This window comes from Micromonospora sp. NPDC049645 (assembly GCF_040675155.1).
Lineage (GTDB): Bacteria > Actinomycetota > Actinomycetes > Mycobacteriales > Micromonosporaceae > Micromonospora.
On the sequence record NZ_JBFAOI010000002.1, the window covers coordinates 563,760 to 580,922 of the forward strand.

The following is a 17,163-nucleotide window of genomic DNA, read 5'->3' on the forward strand; positions in this document are numbered from 1 at the left end:
CTACCGCCTGGTCGCGGATCCGGCCTGTTCGGACCGGGCCAGTTCGGCGAGCTGGTCGAAGGTGCGGACGAGGTGGGAGCGCCGCTGTTCCTTGTGGCCGGGTGTGGGGCCCAGTCCGTCGATGGCCTCGTCCCAGACGGTCAGGAACTTGATCTTCCAGCTGGCGATGGTGTCCGGGTCGGGCAGGTTGGCCCCGACGTAGTTCTGTTGTGCGATGAGGTGGAGCAGTTCGAGGTTGCAGGGCACGGCGACGCCCCAGTACTCGTCCGGCTCGATCTCGACGGGGTCGCCGGACATCGCCTCGGCGACTTCGGCGATGAGTCGATCGGTCAGGATCCCCAGGTGGTCGGCGGCGGTGTCGTTGTCGAAATTGCCGTTGCCCCAGCTTCCCATTGATCCTCCACCTGCCGTGCCCGCTTGTCCCGTGGATTGAACCAGGCCGGCGACAGACCCGGGTGATGACTTGTCGCGCCGACGCCCGTCATACCTACGACAGGACCTGACGAGGCGGAAGGATGACGTGATGAGTGCGGACACGCGGCTGGAGGAGCGGGGCGTGAGCGGTCTGGGCGAGGTGGACGAGCCGGCGTTCTCGGGGCTTGCGCAGCGGCACCGGCGGGAGCTGCACGTGCACTGCTACCGGATGCTCGGGTCGTTCGAGGACGCCGAGGACGCCGTACAGGAGACGTTCCTGCGGGCCTGGCGGCGGCGGGAGACCTTCGAGGGGCGGTCGACCTTCCGGGCCTGGCTGTACCGGATCGCCACCAACGCCTGCCTGGACCTGCTCGCCAAGCGCCGCCCGGAGCCCGCGACCGGCGGTGAGGTGCGGTGGTTGCAGCCCTACCCGGACCGGCTGCTCGACGAGCTGGCCGCGGGCGGCGCGAACGAGCCGGAGACCGTCGCGGTGGCGCGGGAGACGATCGAGCTGGCGTACCTGGTCGCCGTCCAACACCTCGCGCCGCGCCCGCGGGCCGTGCTGATCCTGCGGGACGTGCTCGGCTGGCCGGCGAAGGACGTCGCGGAGCTTCTCGGGGACTCGGTCAACTCCGTGAACAGCGCCCTCCAGCGGGCCCGCGCCGGCATGCGGGAGCACCTCCCCGCCGAGCGGCAGGACTGGACCGGCGGCGAGGAGGACGCCGGGACGCGCGAGCTGGTGCGTCGCTTCACCGAGGCCAGTGTGGCCACCGACGTCGATGTGCTCGCCGCGATGCTGCGGGAGGATGTCCGCTGCTCGATGCCACCCACACCGGGGTTGCAGGTCGGCCGGGACGCGGTGGTGCGCAGCTGGGTCGAGGACGGGTTCGACGGCATGACGGGTCTGCGCGCGGTCCCGACCTCGGTGAACCGGCAGCCCGCCGTGGCCTTCTACCACTGGCGCGAACAGGAGGGCGCGTACCTGCCGTTGACGATCGACGTGCTGCGGATCACCGGCGGCGCGATCACCGAGATCATCATCTTCCACGACGACCAGTTCCCGCGGCTCGGGCTGCCGCAGCGGCTGCCGGCGGACGGCCCGCAGTAGTCCCGGTCCGCGGCCTGCCTACCCGGACCGCCTGACTTTCGTCGCGCCGGCTACGACCCCGCCACCCACCCGGTCGGTCAGCTCTCGGGATGCCCCCGGTGTGCTTCCCACTCGGGCGCGAGGATCGACATCACCGTGGCGTCGACCCAGTCGTCGCCGTCGCGCAGCGTCTGGCGCAGCACACCCTCGACGACGAAGCCGACCTTCTCGTACACCCGGCGGGCCCGGGGGTTGAAGGCGAACACCTCCAGCGAGATGCGGTGCAGGCCGAGGCTCTCGAAGCCGTAGCCGACGATCAGGCGTACCGCCTCGGTGCCCAGGCCCCGGTCGCGGCCGGCGGCGGTGAGCAGGGTGCGGAAGTTGCAGCTGCGGTTGTCGGGGTCCCAGTCGTTGAGGACCACCTCGCCGACGCAGGCGCCGGTGGCGCGGTCCACGACCGCCAGGTCCAGCCGGTCGGTCTGGGCGTTACGGCTGCCGTACCAGGAACGCATCCGTTCCTCGTCGGGAGCGTCGTCGGCCGGGCTGCCGGTCAGCCGGGCCACCTCGGGGTCGGCCACCGCCGCCCGGAAGGTGGGCAGGTCGTCGTCGACGAAGGGACGCAGGATCACCCGTTCGCCGGTGAGGGTGGGTTTGATCGAGAAGTCGGTGGTCACCTGGTCGTTGGACATCGACTGATCCTCGACGTGACGCCGGCCGCCGGCAACCCGTTTCCGGCCGCCGCGTCGTCCGTCATCGGGTGGTCGCCGGACCGCCGCCCACGTGCCGCTCGGGCCTGCCGGTCTGCTCCCACAGCGACTTCATCTCGTCGAAAGCCTGCTCCATCAGCCGCACCATCGCCTGCCGGGCGCGTTCACCGTCGCGGCGCTGGATCGCCTGGGCCACGTCGGCGTGCATCTGGAGCGCCTGCTGGTGTGGGTGGTGCGGCATGAGGTGGTGCTTGTGCCGGCCGGTGAGCACCTCCGCGACGAGGTCCTGGAGCCGGACGAACATCTCGTTGCCGGAGGCGAGCAGGACCCGCCGGTGAAACTCGATGTCGAGGTGCAGGAACCGCTCCTCGTCGCCGGCCTCGCCGGCCGCCCACATCTTCGCGGCCAGCCCGACGAGATCGCTCGCCTCGTCGTGGCCGATGCGGCCGGCGGCCAGGAAGGCCGCGTGCGGCTCGACGGCGGTGCGTAGTTCGGTGATCGACCGGAGCTGGGCCATCCGGCCGGCGGAGGCGAGACGCCAGCGGATCACCTGCGGGTCGAAGACGTTCCACGCGCTCGCCGGCCGGATCATCACCCCCACCCGTCGGCGCGCCTCGATGAACCCGATCGAGGCCAGCACCCGCAGCACCTCGCGGACGACCGAGCGGGACACGGCGTACCGGTCGACCAGCTCGTCGATGTTGAGGACCGAGCCGGGCGGCAGCTCGCCGCCGCAGATGGCGGTGCCGAGGTGTTCGAGGACGCGGGCGTGCAGCCCGGACTCGGCGGGGAGGGCTGCAACCTCTGCTGAGGACGGTTCCACTCAAAGATCATATCATTTACATCTACCTCTTGATGTAATCGGCTTTTTCGGCCTAACATCCCGATGTTAAGCGGATGTAACGCCGAGGTAGCGGCTCTCTCGGGGGTGGCGGCCACGACAGAAGGAGAGACAAGCGTGCGACGTCGATCGATAATCGGCACTTCTCTGGCCGTGGTCGCCGCCGTGAGCCTGACCGCCTGCGGCGGCGATGGCGGCGGCGGAGACTCGAAGACGGTTCGCGTGACCCTGGTCAACCACGTGTGGACCGAGAACATCAAGAAGGCCCTGCCGGAGTTCGAGAAGCAGTCCGGCCTCACCGTCGAAGTCACCCAACTCGGCGAGGACCAGCTCTCCGACCAGTACAACGTCAAGCTGAACGCCGGGTCCGACGACCTCGACGTGATGATGTACCGGCCCCTGCAGGAGGGGAAGCTGTTCGGCAAGAACAAGTACCTCGCCGACCTGAGCGACAGGGTCAAGTCCGACAGCGCCTTCGAGTTCGGCGACTTCCAGGCCGGGCCGGTGCAGGCCACGACCTATGAGGACAAGGTGGTCGGGCTGCCGATCATCACCGAGCAGGAGGTCCTCTACTACCGCAAGGACCTGTTGGCGAAGTCCGGCTTCACCGCGCCGCCCAAGACCCTCGACGAGCTCAAGGCGCAGGCCGCGAAGATCGAGGCCGACAACCCGGGCGTCGCGGGCTTCGTGGCCCGTACCGGCAAGGCCGCCGCCGTGACCCAGTTCTCCAGCTTCCTCTTCAGCTTCGGCGGCGACTTCGTGGACTCCAGCGGAAAGGCCACCGTCAACACCGAGCAGGCCAAGCAGGCGTACGCCTACTACGGCGGGCTGCTCCGGGACCACGGCCCGGAAAACGTCAGCACCGACATGAGCTGGTCGGAGGCGATGGCGATCTTCACGCAGGGCAAGGCCGCCTTCTACACCGAGGCCAACTCGCTCTACAAGAACGCCACCGACCCGACGAAGTCCAAGGTCGTCGACTCGGTCGGCTTCGCGGCCTTCCCCGCCGGCCCGGCCGGATCGAAGCCGTACAACATCCCCTCCTGGGCGCTCGGCTTGAACGACAACTCGGAGAACAAGGACAACGCCTGGAAGTTCATCCAGTGGGCGGCCGGCAAGGAGCAGGCGCTGGCGCAGCAGACGGCCGGCGTCCCCGGCGCCCGTACCTCGGTCTGGGCGAACCCGGCGGGCACCGCCTCCTACCCGAAGGACCTCGCCGAGGCCAACACGGTCAGCACCGCCAACGGTGTGGGGCACGACCGTCCGCTGGTGGAGAAGGTGGCCCAGGCACGGGAGATCGTCGGCCAGCCGATCGTCGACGCGATCACCGGCAAGGACGCCGCCAGCTCGGCGGACACGGCGAACGCGGCGTTCCAGAAGTTCCTCGACGACGAGGCGAAGTAACCCACGCGCCGGGCGGCGGGGCCGACCGGCTCCGCCGCCTCGCCGGGACCTGGCCCCTCCAACCCGGAGATCTCAATGTCAGCCGTTCGCACCGCCCGTACCGATTCGCCCGAGGCCCCCGTGGCACCCCTGGACACGACGCCGGCCTGGTCGCGTTGGGCCAACGAACACCGCAAGTGGCTCTTCGCGGCGCCCGCCATGACCTTCGTGGCCGTGCTGATCATTTTCCCGGTGGCGTGGACCGGGTACCTGAGCCTGACCGACGCCGAGGGTTCGGTACGCGCGGAGTCGGAGTTCATCGGCTTCCAGAACTACCTCGACGTGCTCACCGACACCGACCGGTTCTGGCCCGCGGTCTGGCGGACGGTCCTCTTCACCGGCGTCGTGCTGTTCTTCGAGGTCGTCCTCGGCATGGCGATCGCCCTGCTGCTGTGGCGGCCCTTCCGGGGTGAGAAGTGGGTGCGCGTCGCGATCCTGCTGCCGCTGGTGGCCACTCCGGTGGCGGTCGGCATGATGTGGCGGCTGATCTTCGACCCCAACATCGGGATGGCGAACCAGCTGCTCGGCTGGATCGGGATCGGCCCCCAGCCCTGGCTGGCCGGGCAGCACTCGGCCCTGCCGACGACGATGTTCATCGACATCTGGCAGTGGACCCCGATGGTCGTGCTGATCCTGCTCGCCGGGTTGACCTCGCTCTCCGACGAGCCCCAGGAGGCGGCCCGGATCGACGGCGCCAGCAGCTGGCAGCGGTTCCGACACGTCACGCTGCCACTGCTGATGCCCACGGTGATCGTCGCCATCCTGCTGCGCGGCATCGACGCGCTCAAGACGTTCGACATCCTCTACGCCACCAAGGGTCGCGGTGGCGGCTCGTTCCACGAGGTCGAGACCCTCAACGTGTACGCCTACGGCCTCAGCTTCGACTACAACGACTACGGCGTCTCGTCGACCGTCCTCATCATCTTCTTCCTGATCATCATCGGAGTGATGTGGGCCCTCACCTATCGCAAGAAGGGGCTGGGCCGATGAAGCCGAGCAGGCCGTACCGGGTGTTCCGCACGTCGGCACTCGTCGTGGTGGTGTTCGCGCTGATGGCGCCGCTGATCTGGATGATCACCGCGTCGTTCAAGACCAACGTGGACATCTACGACACCGCTCGGGCGTTCACCTTCTCGCCCAGCCTGAAGAACTACGAGACGGTCCTCCAGCAGGCGAACTACCTCCAGTTCATCGGCAACAGCCTCTGGGTGGCGTTCGCGGCGACCACGCTGTCGCTCCTGCTCGGGGTGCCCGCCGCGTACTCGATGAGCCGCTTCAGCATGAGGAAGTCCGCGCTCGTCGTGCTGATGGCCCGGGTGATCCCCGGCGTCTCGCTCCTGGTGCCCTGGTACTACGTCTTCTCCAACCTGAAGATGGTCGGCGGCTTCACCGTGCTGATCCTGAGCCACATGTTCGTGTCGCTGCCGCTGATCGTCTACATCATGATGGGCTACTTCGACGGTCTGCCGGCCGAGTTGGAAGAGGCCGCGCTCGTCGACGGGCTGACCCACATCGGCGCGTTCCGGCGGATCACGCTGCCGCTGTCGGTGCCCGGCGTGGCGACGGCCGCGATCCTCTCCTTCATCTTCTCCTGGAACAACTTCATGTTCGCCCTGGTGCTCTCCGGTTCCGACACGAAGACGCTCCCGGTCGCGATCTTCGATTTCGTCGGCTACGCCAGCATCGACTGGGGCGGCCTGATGGCCGCGGCGACGGTGGTCACCCTGCCGATCATGCTGATCGCCCTGTTCGTGCAGAAGTACGTCGTCTCCGGCCTCACCGCCGGCGCCACGAAGGGCTGACCGGCGCATGACGACGATCGCGCGGGTGGAGACCTTCCTGGTCGCGCCCCGCTGGCTGTTCGTCCGGATCGAGACGGTGTCCGGCATCGTCGGTTGGGGCGAGGCGACCTGCGAGGGGCGCTCCGAGACCGTCCGCACGGCCGTGCACCAGCTCAGCGAGCTGCTGGTCGGCCGGGACGCGCTGCGCATCGAGGACCACTGGCAGGTGCTGACCAAGGGGTCCTTCTACCGGGGCGGCCCGATCCTGGCCAGCGCGGTGGCCGGCCTGGACCAGGCGCTCTGGGACGTCGCCGGCAAGCACTACGGCGCGCCCGTGCACCAGCTCCTCGGCGGCCCGGTCCGGGACCGGATCCGGGTCTACGGCTGGGTCGGTGGCGACGAGCCCGCCGAGATCCGCGACCAGATCAGCGCCCGGATCGAGGCGGGCCTGACCGCGGTGAAGATGAACGCGTCCGGGCGGATGGGCGCGCTCGCCTCGGTCGCCGACCTGGACGCGGTGGTGCGGCGGGTGGCCGTCGCCCGCGAGGTCCTCGGTGACACCCGGGACGTCGCGGTCGACTTCCACGGTCGGTTCACAGTCGCCAACGTCCGGCGGGTCGCCCCGCTGCTGGAGCCGTACCGACCGTTCTTCCTGGAGGAGCCGGTGGTACCGGAGAACTCGCACCTGATCGGTGAGGTGGTGCGCTGCACGAGCACCCCGGTCTCGACCGGGGAGCGGCTCTACAGCCGGCAGGAGTTCCTGCCGGTGTTGCAGGCCGGCATCGCGGTGGCCCAGCCGGACCTCGCGCACGCCGGCGGCATCACCGAGGTTCGCAAGATCGCCACGCTGGCCGAGGTGTACGACGTGCAGCTCGCCCCGCACTGCCCGCTCGGGCCGATCGCCCTCGCCGCCTGCCTCCAGGTCGGCTTCGCCACACCCAACTTCCTGATCCAGGAACAGAGCATCGGCATCCACTACAACCAGGGCGCCGAGGTGCTCGACTACTGCCTCGACCGGACCCCGCTGACCTTCGTCGACGGGTACGTGCGGCGGCTGACCGCGCCCGGCCTCGGCATCGAGATCGACGAATACGCGGTGCGGACCGCGGACAAGCGGGGGCACGCCTGGCGCAGCCCGACCTGGCGGCACCCCGACGGCTCGTACGCGGAGTGGTGAGTCCACCCCGACCGGAGAAGAACGAGAGGCACCCCCGTGAAGATCGTCGCAGCGGACATCATCGTGTCCAGCCCCGACCGGAACTTCGTCACCCTGAAGATCACTACCGATGAGGGCATCACCGGTCTGGGCGACGCCACGCTCAACGGTCGTGAGCTCTCCGTCGCCTCGTACCTGCGCGACCACGTCGCCCCGCTGCTGATGGGACGCGACGCACACCGGATCGAGGACACCTGGCAGTTCCTGTACCGCTCGGCGTACTGGCGGCGCGGCCCGGTCACCATGGCGGCCATCGCCGCCGTGGACGTCGCCCTGTGGGACATCAAGGCCAAGGCCGCCGGTATGCCGCTGTACCAACTGCTGGGCGGCGCGTCCCGCACCGGCATCATGGCGTACGGGCACGCGTCCGGGCGGGACATCCCCGAGCTGTTCGACTCGATCCGCCGCCACCTCGACGAGGGCTTCCGGTCGATCCGGGTGCAGACCTCGGTGCCCGGGATCAACGCGGTCTACGGTGTGGCCGCGCAGCCCAGCGCCACCGGCCAGCGCTACGACTACGAACCCGCGCAACGCACCCCGTTGCCCGTCGAGGAGGACTGGGACACCCGCGCGTACCTGCGCCACCTGCCGTCGGTCTTCGAGGCGGTGCGCGGCGAGTTCGGCCCGGAGCTGCCGCTGCTGCACGACGGTCACCACCGGATGACCCCGATCCAGGCCGCCAGGCTCGGCAAGGCCCTCGAACCGTACGACCTGTTCTGGCTGGAGGACTGCACCCCGGCGGAGAACCAGGAGGCGCTGCGACTGGTCCGCCAGCACACCACCACCCCGCTGGCCATCGGCGAGGTCTTCAACACGGTCTGGGACTACCAGACGCTGATCCGGGAGCAGCTGATCGACTACGTCCGGTCCGCGGTCACCCACACCGGCGGCATCACCGCCATGCGCAAGCTGCTCGACTTCGCCGCCCAGTACCAGATCAAGTCAGGTATCCACGGACCCACCGACATCTCCCCGGTGGGCATGGCCGCGGCGCTGCACCTGGACCTGGCCATCCACAACTTCGGCATCCAGGAGTACATGAAGCACACCCCGCTGGCCAACGAGGTGTTCCGGCAGTCGTTCACCTTCACCGACGGCTACCTGCACCCGGGCGACCAACCGGGCCTGGGGGTGGAGCTCGACGAGGAGGCGGCGGCCCGATTCCCGTACGAGCCGGCGTACCTGCCGTTCAACCGGCTCAAGGACGGCACGATCCATGACTGGTGAGCGACGCGCCGCCCGGTCCACCCGGCACGTCGTGGTGATGGGCGTGTCCGGGGCCGGCAAGACCACGGTGGCGCGCGGGATCAGCGCGGTGACCGGGCTGGCGTTCGCCGAGGCGGACGAGTTCCATCCTCCGCACAACGTGGCACGGATGCGCTCCGGCGTACCGCTGGACGACACCGCCCGCTGGCCCTGGTTGCGCGACGTCGGCGCGTGGATCGCCGCTCGCGGCGCGGAGGGCCGCTCGACGGTGCTGGCCTGCTCGGCGTTGAAGCGGTCGTACCGGGACGTGCTGCGCCAGGGCCCACAGCGGGTGGACTTCGTGCACCTGGACGGGTCGGCGGAGGTCATCCGTGCCCGGTTGGCCCGGCGGGAGGGGCACTACATGCCGGCGAGTCTGCTGGAGTCGCAGCTCGCCACCCTGGAACCGGCCGAGCCGGACGAGTCGGTGCTCGTACTCGATGTCTCGCTGACCCCGCAGGCCCTGGTCGCGGCGGCTGTCGAGGGTCTCGGCCTACCCCACTCGGTGCCGTTGGGGGAGGGGTAGGTCAGCCGGCCGCGGCCCCGGCCCGGCGAGCCCGCCACGCCCCGGCGGTGAGGTCGAAGACGAGGAAGGCCAGCAGGGTCACCCCGAACACCGGCAGCGCCACGGCAACGGCGACAACCAGGGGTACGCCGACGACGAGGCCCCAGCGGGGCGTCTGCCGCCACGCGCCCCGCTCGGGGGCGGTGCCGACGAGGGCACGACGTTCGGTGCGCGTGGGCCGGCGTTGCCACCACATGCGGTAGCCCCACACGATGACGCAGAGCAGCCCGAGGGCGAGGGCGGCGAGCAGGATCTGGTTGACCGGCCCGAACAGCAGCCCCATGTGGGCCTGGACGCCGAGCCCGCTCAGTTGCGCCAGCAGTGGCCAGGACGCGAAGTCGCTGCGCGCGGTCACCGTGCCCGCGGCCGGGTCGACGGCCACCCGGTCCTTGCGGACCGGCCAGGTGTTGTCCACCTGGGTCACGGTCCACGCCGAATGGGCGTCGGCGGCCGGAGTGATCTCGACCGGGCCGTCCAGGCCCGCGCCCCGGGCGATCGCGAGGACCCGGTCGGTCGCGGCCAGGTCGACCGCGGTGGCCTGCCCGCGGTGTCCCTCGTGGTGGCCGGCATCGTCGGCCGGTGCGGTCGCGCCGGGCAGGGCGGTGGACACCTCGGGGGTACGGGAGTCGAGGGCGTCCAGCCCCGCCCCGAAGGACTCCCCGGCGTGGCGGGACCAGGTCAGGCCGGTGGCGGAGAGGAACAGCAGCCCGACCGCCAGCCACAGCCCGGTCGCCGCGTGCCAGCCACGGGTACGTCGTACCCCCCGCCGGGCCGCCAGGTCGGGGCCGAACAGTCGGCGCAGTCGCCCCGCGCCGGGGCGCTGCCGACGCCACCACAGGACGATCCCGCCCAGCACGATGACCCACAGCCAACTCGCGGCGAGTTCCGAGTAGTACCGGCCGACGACGCCGAGGTGCAGGTTGCGGTGCAGGTCGTCCAGCCAGGTGGTGAGGGGCGTCGACCCGAACCAGGTGGTCAACGTCCCCCGCACCTCGGCCGTGTACGGGTCGACGTAGACGGTGTGCTGCCGGTCGCCGAGATCGGCGACGTCGAACACCACCCGGGTCGTCGCGTCCCCCGCCCCGGGCGTGACGGAGGCGAGCGTGCCGTCCGGGTGGGCGGTGCGGGCCGCGGCGATCTGGTCGGCCAGCGGACGCGTGTCGTCGCCGACCGTGTCGACCGTGAGCTGTTCGCCGTGGACGATCTGGTCCAGTTGCGGCGTGAGTGTGTACGCGAGGCCGGTCAGCGCCGCCACGACGAGGAACGGGGCGACCAGGATCCCGGCGTAGAAGTGGATCCGCAGCAGTAGCCCACCCCAGGTCGTACGCGCCGGGGTCGGCGCGGGAGCCGGTGGGGGAGTGGACTCGGGCGTCTCAACGATGGACGTCATGCGGTATCCGTTCGACTCGATGCGCGGGGCGGTCGGAATCGGTAGTCGGATGGCGGGTGGCATCGGTTCCCGGACCGTCGGGCATCTGGAAGATCAGCCGACTGTGGTAGTCCCGGGAACTTTTGCCGACCGGCCGCCGACCACCAGAGTGCGCGGCCGACCGGCGGCGTCACGACGACGACATCTCGGCACGAGGGAGCGCCCGTGACACACAGGACGGTGGTCCGTGCGAAACGGCGACGCTGACGACGAGCAGGTGACCCGGTGGGCGCGGGAGGCGGGCCGGGGTGACGGGCAGGCCGCCACGGCGTTCATCCGGGCCCTCCAGGACCAGGTCTGGCGGTTCCTGTCGCACCTTGCCGGGCCGGGGGAGGCCGACGACCTCACCCAGGAGACGTTCCTGCGGGCGTTTCGCAACCTGCCCGGCTTCGCCGGCCGCTCGTCGGCGCGTACCTGGGTGTTCACCATCGCCCGACGGGTCGCCGTGGATCACGTCCGGACGGCGGTGGCCCGACCGAGGATGGCGTCGGTGCCGGACTGGCAGGCGGCGGCCGAGGCTGCCGGTGCGATCACGGCCGGCGCCGACGAGGGCGTGACCCTGCACCAGTTGATCGCCGGCCTGACCCGGGAACGCCGCGAGGCGTTCGTCGCCACCCAGGTCCTCGGCCTGTCCTACGCCGAGGCGGCGGACGTCTGCCAGTGCCCGGTCGGCACCATCCGTTCCCGGGTCGCCCGAGCACGCGAGGATCTCGTCGCCGCCTGGCAGTCCGACAGCACCCCCGGCCACGATCGGAGAACGGGCTGAAGGGTGCCACCCGCCAACGCCACGGGTCGGCACCACCGTGCACCGGTGTCGCTGACCCGTGGCGGGCGTTCCTCGTCGTGCTAGCCCAGGCGACCCTCAATGGCCTCGATGATGCGCGGACGCAGCTCGGCGGCGCGGATGACGGCGTCCACCGAACCGACCTCTACGGCACGCTGGATGTTGTGCACCCGGTCGAACTCGGTGGCCACCTCGCCGAGCTTCTCCGCGCGCACCGACGAGCGCAGCTCGTCGAGCTCGGCGGTGAGCGCGGCGCGCTCGGTGCCGGTCGCGGCAGCGGTGCGGGCCTCCAGGTCCCGCACCCGCGGGTCGGCCGCCGTACGGGCGTTGACGTCGGCGGAGAACACCACCGCGGCGGCGGGCGCGCCGCCGAGCACCGAGGCGAACGAGCCCTCCAGCGCGAGCACGGTCATGTTCGGGTTCAGCGCCTTGGAGAAGACCACGAACGCGCCGCCGTGGTAGCGCGAGATCACGCAGAAGACGATCGGTCCGCGGAAGTTCACGATCGCCCGGCCGATCTCGGCGCCGTACTCCAGTTGCAGCTTGCGCATCGACTCCGGTGAGCCGTCGAAGCCGGACAGGTTCGCCAGCACGACCAGTGGTCGGTTGCCGCTGGCCGCGTTGATCGCCCGCGCGGCCTTCTTCGACGAGCGCGGGAAGAGCGTGCCGGCCGTGTAGGTGTCCGGACCGTCGGTGGGCGGGAAGCCGTGCCGCGGCACCGACCGGGACTCGATGCCGAGCAGGCAGACCGGGATGCCAGCGAGGTGGACGTCCTGCACGACCGCGGTGTCCGCGTCCGCCATGCCGGCCCAGCGCTCCAGCACCGGGTGGTCCTGGTCGGCCAGGGCCCGCATCACCGTACGGATGTCGAACGGCTTCTTGCGGTCCGGGTTGGCCTCGACGGAGAAGATCTCCCCGACCGTGCGGAAGGCGCTGCCCGCCACGTCGTGCGGGAAGTCGGAGATGTCGCGGTCGGCCGGGTCGGTGGTGACCGCCCGCCGGGGCGCGTCCTCGCCGGGTGCGACGTACGTGTGGTCGTAGTGGGCCATCACCACGTCCCGGGCGGCCGTCAGGTTCGGCGCCCAGTACTGTGCCTGCCCGTTCGGCCCCATCACCCGGTCGTAGCCGCCGATGCCGAAGTTGTCCTCGGCGGACACCCCGCCGGAGAAGTCCAACGACTGCTTTCCGGTGAGCACCATCGCCGAGTCGGGCGTCATCACCAGGATGCCCTTGGTGTGCATGAGCATCGTCGCCTCGGCGTTCCAGTACGGCTGCGCGCCGACGTTGATGCCCGCGACCACGATGTTGATCTCACCGCCGGCCTGGGTGAACTCGACGATCCGCTTGAGCGCGGCGGCCACCCAGTCCATGTTCTCGGTGCCGGAGGTCATCGAGATCCGGGCACCGGCGGAGAGGGCCCACCACTCCAGCGGCACCTGCATCCGCTCGGCCAGGTCCAGTGCGGCGATCACCCGCCGGCACTCCGGCTCCGACAGCGCGCCCAGCGACTTCGTCGGGTCGCCGAGCAGCACCACCCGGGTGACACCCTGCGGGTGGCGCTCGGTCGGCGTGGTGACCACCCCGGCGACGATGGCGGCGCTGTTGCGACCCTTCGGCCGGTCCACCGGTACCAGCGACGGAGCGCAGTCGGAGCCGGTTTCGGGCGGAGACGAGCACCGTCCATCCTGCACGGCGTGGTCGTCGTCGAGGTCGTGCTCGACGAAGTCACCGAGCCGCCCGGTCAGCTCGTACGGGTACACGGTGTTGCGGCTGCTGGCGCGCAGCACCTTGAGCCGGTACTCGTCCAGCGGCTCGATCGGCTCGACCGGCGGTTCCCCGACGGTCAACTCGGCGCCGCCCGCGGCGTCGAACGAGATCCGTACGGCGATCTTGGTCAGCTCGCCGGTCCGGCGGTCGCGCTGCCGCGCGATGAACAGGATCTCCTCCAGGCCGGCGCCCGCGGTCGTCGGGCGCACCCGCCCGGCGATCATCTCCATCTCCTTGCGGGTCAGCTCGCTCGGCGGCCAGACGTAGACGACGATCCGGTTGGTGTTGAAGCGCGTCTTCGACGGCCGCCGGGACTGGGCGCGGCGGATCGAGTCCAGACAGGCGGCGATGGCGTCCTCGGTGCTGGGCAGCGCGACCAGCCGGCCGTCCTGCTCGCGAAGCTCGGTCAGGTTACGCACCTGCGCGAACGCGACGAGGCGTTCGTCAGCCCGGTTCTCCCGTGCCACGCACTGGAAGAGGTAGACCTCCTCGTCCGCCGACGGCAGCCGGGTCAGGTCGAACTTGTGCAGCCGCTCCAGTTGCATCCGCTGCGCGATGTACGGGTGCAGCCCGCGGATCAGCCGGTCCTCAATCATCTGCCTGCCGGACGGGCTGAAGGTGAAGTGGTGGTGCATGACCGCCCCGCCGCGACCCGCGACGGTGGTGGTCACCCGACGGACCTGGGGCGGCAGCGGGTGCGCGGCGACGACCTCGGCCAGCGCGGCACCCATCGCGTCGAAGTCCTCCGGCTGGTTCTCCCAGCCGAGGTAGATGTCGGCGTCCACGGCGTCCTCGCCGGCGGCCAGCTCGGCCAGGCCACGTAGCGCGCTGCCCAGCGCGTCGAACCTCATCGCGGCGGAGACCACGCTCGACTCGGCGCGTTCGGCGACCACGAACGTGCAGCCCGCGACCTCCCGGGTACGCACGCTGGTGAGCGCCCTGTTGCCGTAGTAGCGCCGGGTCAGCACCTCCAACATGACCGCGTTGTCGAGGTGGTCGCGGACGAGCCGCTGGCCGAGCAGCCGGACCAGTGGCTCGGTGCTGCGGACCATCTCGGCGATGCGCTCGGCCCGGTCCGCCGCGTCCGGGTGCGCGTCGAGGTGCCGCAGGTGGCCACGGACCTCGGCGTAGACGCGGGCGCGGTTGCGGCGCAGCAGCGGCTGGGCGAACCAGGCGAACACCACGCCGCGGGCGAGGTCCGCGACCACCGGGAAGCGGACCTGCGTCGCGGCGATCAGCCGTTCCAGCGCGAGGCCGGCCGGCTCGCGCAGCGTCTCGTCCGGCGGGGTCTCCCGCAGCCAGGCGCGCAGCAGCGTCGCGATGACCGTGGCGTCCGCGCCCGCCCGCTGCTGGGCGAGGAAGATCCGGAAGACGGCGGCTTCGAGGGCGGGGGAGCGTTCCAGGTCGGTGACGCCGTACCGGCCGAGCGCCTTGGCGAGCCTGGCCTGGAAGGCGTCCGGTAGCCCGGCCCGCTCGACGTCGAGGCTCTGCAGGTAGGTGTGGAAGTACTCCCGGGCGCTGTGCACGTGCGCGGCGCCGCCGTCCTCCCCGGTGGGTCGGTTGCGGCTCAGCTCGGCCAGGTCGGCGAACACCTCGACGAGGTCGACCTCGCCGGCCAGCGGCCGCTGACCGGCCTCGGTGGCCTCCCGCCGCGCGGTGAGGTAGTCGTCGAGCACCCGACTGTCGTCGTGCGGGTCGACGTCGAAGCCGAGCAGCAGACCCCGCAGGTCCTCCTGACCCCGCCGGCTGCGCTCGTCCGCCGGCGTCTCCCCGACGGCGCTGGGCAGGTCCAGTTCGACGGTTTCGGCGCTCGGGTCGTCGGCGGTCTCGTCGGCGCCGTCGGTGAGCGGCTCCAGGCGCAGCAGCGGCGCACCCGCCTCCACCTGGCTGCCCACCGAGACGGCGCACTCCTTCAACCGCGCCCGGAACGGCGCCCGCAGCACCGTCTCCATCTTCATCGCTTCCAGCACCAGGACCGGGGCGCCCGCCTCGACCTCGGCGCCGACCTCCAGCGGGGTGGCGACGACCAGCGCGGGCATCGGAGAGCGCAGGACGCCGCCCTCGTCCCGGCTGACCCGGTGCGTCACGCCGTCCACCTCGACCAGGTGGGTGGGCCCGTACGTGCCGGTGAGCAGCCGGTACCGGATGCCGTTGACGACGATCTGGCCGGTGTGCCGGTCGAAGCGGTCCAGCTCCACGTCGGCGGTGCGCACGACGGGGCCGGTCTCGATGCCGACCCGGAACCGGTGTGCGCCGACCCGTGCCACCCGCGTCCGGTAGCCGACGCCGCGCAGCTTGAGGTCCAACGGGCGACCGCTGGAGTGCTGCACCTGCGGTCGTCCGCCGGCCGCCGTCGACAGCAGTCGCTGCCGTTCGACGCGCTCCTCCTCCTCGTACGCCTCGATGGCGGCGGCGGCCAGGGCGACCGCGGAGTGGCGGTGCGTGACCAGCCGGCCCTCGCCGCGAACGCGGTCGATCCAACCGGTGTCCGCGCTGGCGTCGATCACCTCGGGCTGGTCGAGCAGGTCGAGCACGAAGCTCTTGTTGGTCGCCCCGCCCTCGATGATCACCGTGGTGTTCGCCATCGCCCGGCGCAGCCTGCCGAGCGCCTCGTCGCGGTCGCGGCCGTACGCGATGATCTTCGCGATCATCGAGTCGAAGTCGGCCGGGATGGTGTCGCCCTCGCTGACGCCGGTGTCCACCCGGATGCCGGGGCCGCTGGGCAGGTCCAGCCGCGCGATGCGGCCCGGCGACGGCGCGAAGTCGCGGTCGGGGTCCTCGGCGTTCAGCCGCGCCTCGATGGCGTGCCCGCGCTCGGCCGGCGGCGCGCCCTCGAGCCGCCCGCCCGCGGCGACGTGCAGCTGGGCCTTGACCAGGTCGAACCCGGTGGTCAGCTCGGTGATCGGGTGCTCGACCTGGAGACGGGTGTTGACCTCGAGGAACGCGAACAGCCGGTCGCCCGGGTGGTACAGGAACTCGACGGTCGCCGCGCCCCGGTAACCGACGGCCACGGCCAGCCGCTCCGCCGAGGTCTTCAGCTCGGCGGCCTGCGCCGGGTCGAGCACCGGCGACGCCGACTCCTCGATGACCTTCTGGTTGCGTCGCTGCACCGAGCAGTCGCGGACGCCGAGCGCCCACGCGGTGCCCTGCCCGTCGGCGATCACCTGGACCTCGACGTGTCGGGCGCCGGTGACCAGGCGTTCCAGGAACACGATGCCGCTGCCGAACGCCCGCGCGGCCTCCTGGCTGGTGCGCTCGTACGCGTCGTCCAGCTCGGCCTCGTTCCGGATCACGCGGATGCCGCGCCCGCCGCCGCCCGCGGTCGCCTTCAGCATCAGCGGATAGCCGACCTCGGCCGCCGAGGCACGTGCGGCGGCCAGGGTCTCGACGGCGCCGCGGCTCCACGGCGCGACCGGCACGCCGACCTCCTCGGCGATCAGCTTCGAGCCAATCTTGTCGCCGAGCTGGCGCATGGCGTCCGCGCTCGGCCCGACGAACGTGACGCCGATCTTCTCGCACAGCTCGGCGAACGCCGGATCCTCGGCGACGAAGCCCCAGCCGACCCACGCGGCGTCGGCCCCGGTCTCGGTCAGCGCGCGCTCAAGCACTGCCAGGTTGAGGTACGGGCGGGCGGACGCCGGGCCGAGATCGTAGGCGATGTCCGCTTCGCGGACGAACGTGGCGTTGCGGTCGACATCGGTGTAGAGAGCCACGGTTTCGAGCGGGATGCCGGTCTCCGCGGCCAGTTCGCGGACCGCGTGGATGAGCCGCATGGCGGCTTCACCACGGTTGACGATGGCGACACGGTTGAACACCCGAAAGACCCCTTAGCTAGACCTCGACCCACATGCCGGGAGACGGCTCCCAGCAGTGATCACCTTTCC

General features: G+C 70.9%; 13 protein-coding genes. 8 read left to right on the forward strand and 5 right to left on the reverse strand.

Going from position 1 to position 17,163, the window contains the following annotated elements; genetic code table 11:
* Window positions 1-393 carry a DUF4259 domain-containing protein gene (locus tag AB0J33_RS07995; RefSeq protein ID WP_363611137.1) on the reverse strand — a complete coding sequence of 131 codons (393 nt, stop codon included), beginning with the start codon at window positions 391-393 and terminating at the stop codon, window positions 1-3.
* A 130-nt stretch (window positions 394-523) separates the two neighbouring features.
* On the opposite strand from AB0J33_RS07995, the gene AB0J33_RS08000 reads away from it, so the two are divergent.
* Complete coding sequence (locus AB0J33_RS08000; protein WP_363611139.1) at window positions 524-1,522, forward strand: RNA polymerase subunit sigma-70; 999 nt, start codon at window positions 524-526, stop codon at window positions 1,520-1,522.
* A gap of 77 nt (window positions 1,523-1,599) precedes the next feature.
* Here AB0J33_RS08000 and AB0J33_RS08005 read toward each other — a convergent pair whose 3' ends face one another.
* Both AB0J33_RS08005 and AB0J33_RS08010 read right to left on the reverse strand, forming a co-directional pair.
* Window positions 1,600-2,190 (reverse strand): GNAT family protein, encoded by a 591-nt coding sequence (locus tag AB0J33_RS08005; RefSeq protein ID WP_363611141.1) that lies wholly within the window; start codon window positions 2,188-2,190, stop codon window positions 1,600-1,602.
* Window positions 2,191-2,251: 61 nt separating this feature from the next.
* Complete coding sequence (locus AB0J33_RS08010; protein ID WP_363611143.1) at window positions 2,252-3,031, reverse strand: FCD domain-containing protein; 780 nt, start codon at window positions 3,029-3,031, stop codon at window positions 2,252-2,254.
* A 135-nt stretch (window positions 3,032-3,166) separates the two neighbouring features.
* On the opposite strand from AB0J33_RS08010, the gene AB0J33_RS08015 reads away from it, so the two are divergent.
* The 6 genes from AB0J33_RS08015 (at window position 3,167) to AB0J33_RS08040 (ending at window position 9,260) form a co-directional block, all read left to right on the forward strand.
* The gene (locus tag AB0J33_RS08015) at window positions 3,167-4,453 is read left to right on the forward strand and encodes a sugar ABC transporter substrate-binding protein (RefSeq protein WP_363611145.1); all 1,287 of its coding nucleotides are present in this window, start codon (window positions 3,167-3,169) and stop codon (window positions 4,451-4,453) included.
* Window positions 4,454-4,528: 75 nt separating this feature from the next.
* Window positions 4,529-5,482: a sugar ABC transporter permease gene (locus AB0J33_RS08020; protein WP_363611147.1), complete on the forward strand. Its 954-nt coding sequence runs from the start codon at window positions 4,529-4,531 to the stop codon at window positions 5,480-5,482.
* Entirely contained in the window at window positions 5,479-6,294 is an 816-nt protein-coding gene (locus AB0J33_RS08025) for a carbohydrate ABC transporter permease (protein ID WP_363611149.1), read from the forward strand. The genes AB0J33_RS08020 and AB0J33_RS08025 overlap by 4 nt, the downstream gene beginning before the upstream one ends.
* 7 nt (window positions 6,295-6,301) lie before the next feature.
* Window positions 6,302-7,450 carry a galactonate dehydratase gene (gene dgoD, locus AB0J33_RS08030; RefSeq protein WP_363611151.1) on the forward strand — a complete coding sequence of 383 codons (1,149 nt, stop codon included), beginning with the start codon at window positions 6,302-6,304 and terminating at the stop codon, window positions 7,448-7,450.
* A 36-nt stretch (window positions 7,451-7,486) separates the two neighbouring features.
* Window positions 7,487-8,716 (forward strand): D-mannonate dehydratase ManD, encoded by a 1,230-nt coding sequence (gene manD / locus AB0J33_RS08035; RefSeq protein ID WP_363611153.1) that lies wholly within the window; start codon window positions 7,487-7,489, stop codon window positions 8,714-8,716.
* Window positions 8,706-9,260: a gluconokinase gene (locus AB0J33_RS08040; RefSeq protein WP_363611155.1), complete on the forward strand. Its 555-nt coding sequence runs from the start codon at window positions 8,706-8,708 to the stop codon at window positions 9,258-9,260. The genes manD and AB0J33_RS08040 overlap by 11 nt, the downstream gene beginning before the upstream one ends.
* Window position 9,261: 1 nt before the next feature.
* Here the strand turns inward: AB0J33_RS08040 and AB0J33_RS08045 are convergent, their stop codons facing one another.
* Window positions 9,262-10,689 (reverse strand): PepSY-associated TM helix domain-containing protein, encoded by a 1,428-nt coding sequence (locus tag AB0J33_RS08045; protein ID WP_363611157.1) that lies wholly within the window; start codon window positions 10,687-10,689, stop codon window positions 9,262-9,264.
* Between the two features lie 226 nt (window positions 10,690-10,915).
* On the opposite strand from AB0J33_RS08045, the gene AB0J33_RS08050 reads away from it, so the two are divergent.
* Window positions 10,916-11,494, forward strand: coding sequence for a sigma-70 family RNA polymerase sigma factor (locus AB0J33_RS08050; RefSeq protein WP_363611159.1), 579 nt, complete (start codon window positions 10,916-10,918; stop codon window positions 11,492-11,494).
* Between the two features lie 80 nt (window positions 11,495-11,574).
* On the opposite strand, the gene AB0J33_RS08055 is transcribed toward AB0J33_RS08050, so the two are convergent.
* On the reverse strand, window positions 11,575-17,094 hold the full coding sequence (locus tag AB0J33_RS08055) for a carboxyl transferase domain-containing protein (protein WP_363611161.1): 5,520 nt from the start codon (window positions 17,092-17,094) through the stop codon (window positions 11,575-11,577).
* Window positions 17,095-17,163: the final 69 nt, after the last annotated feature.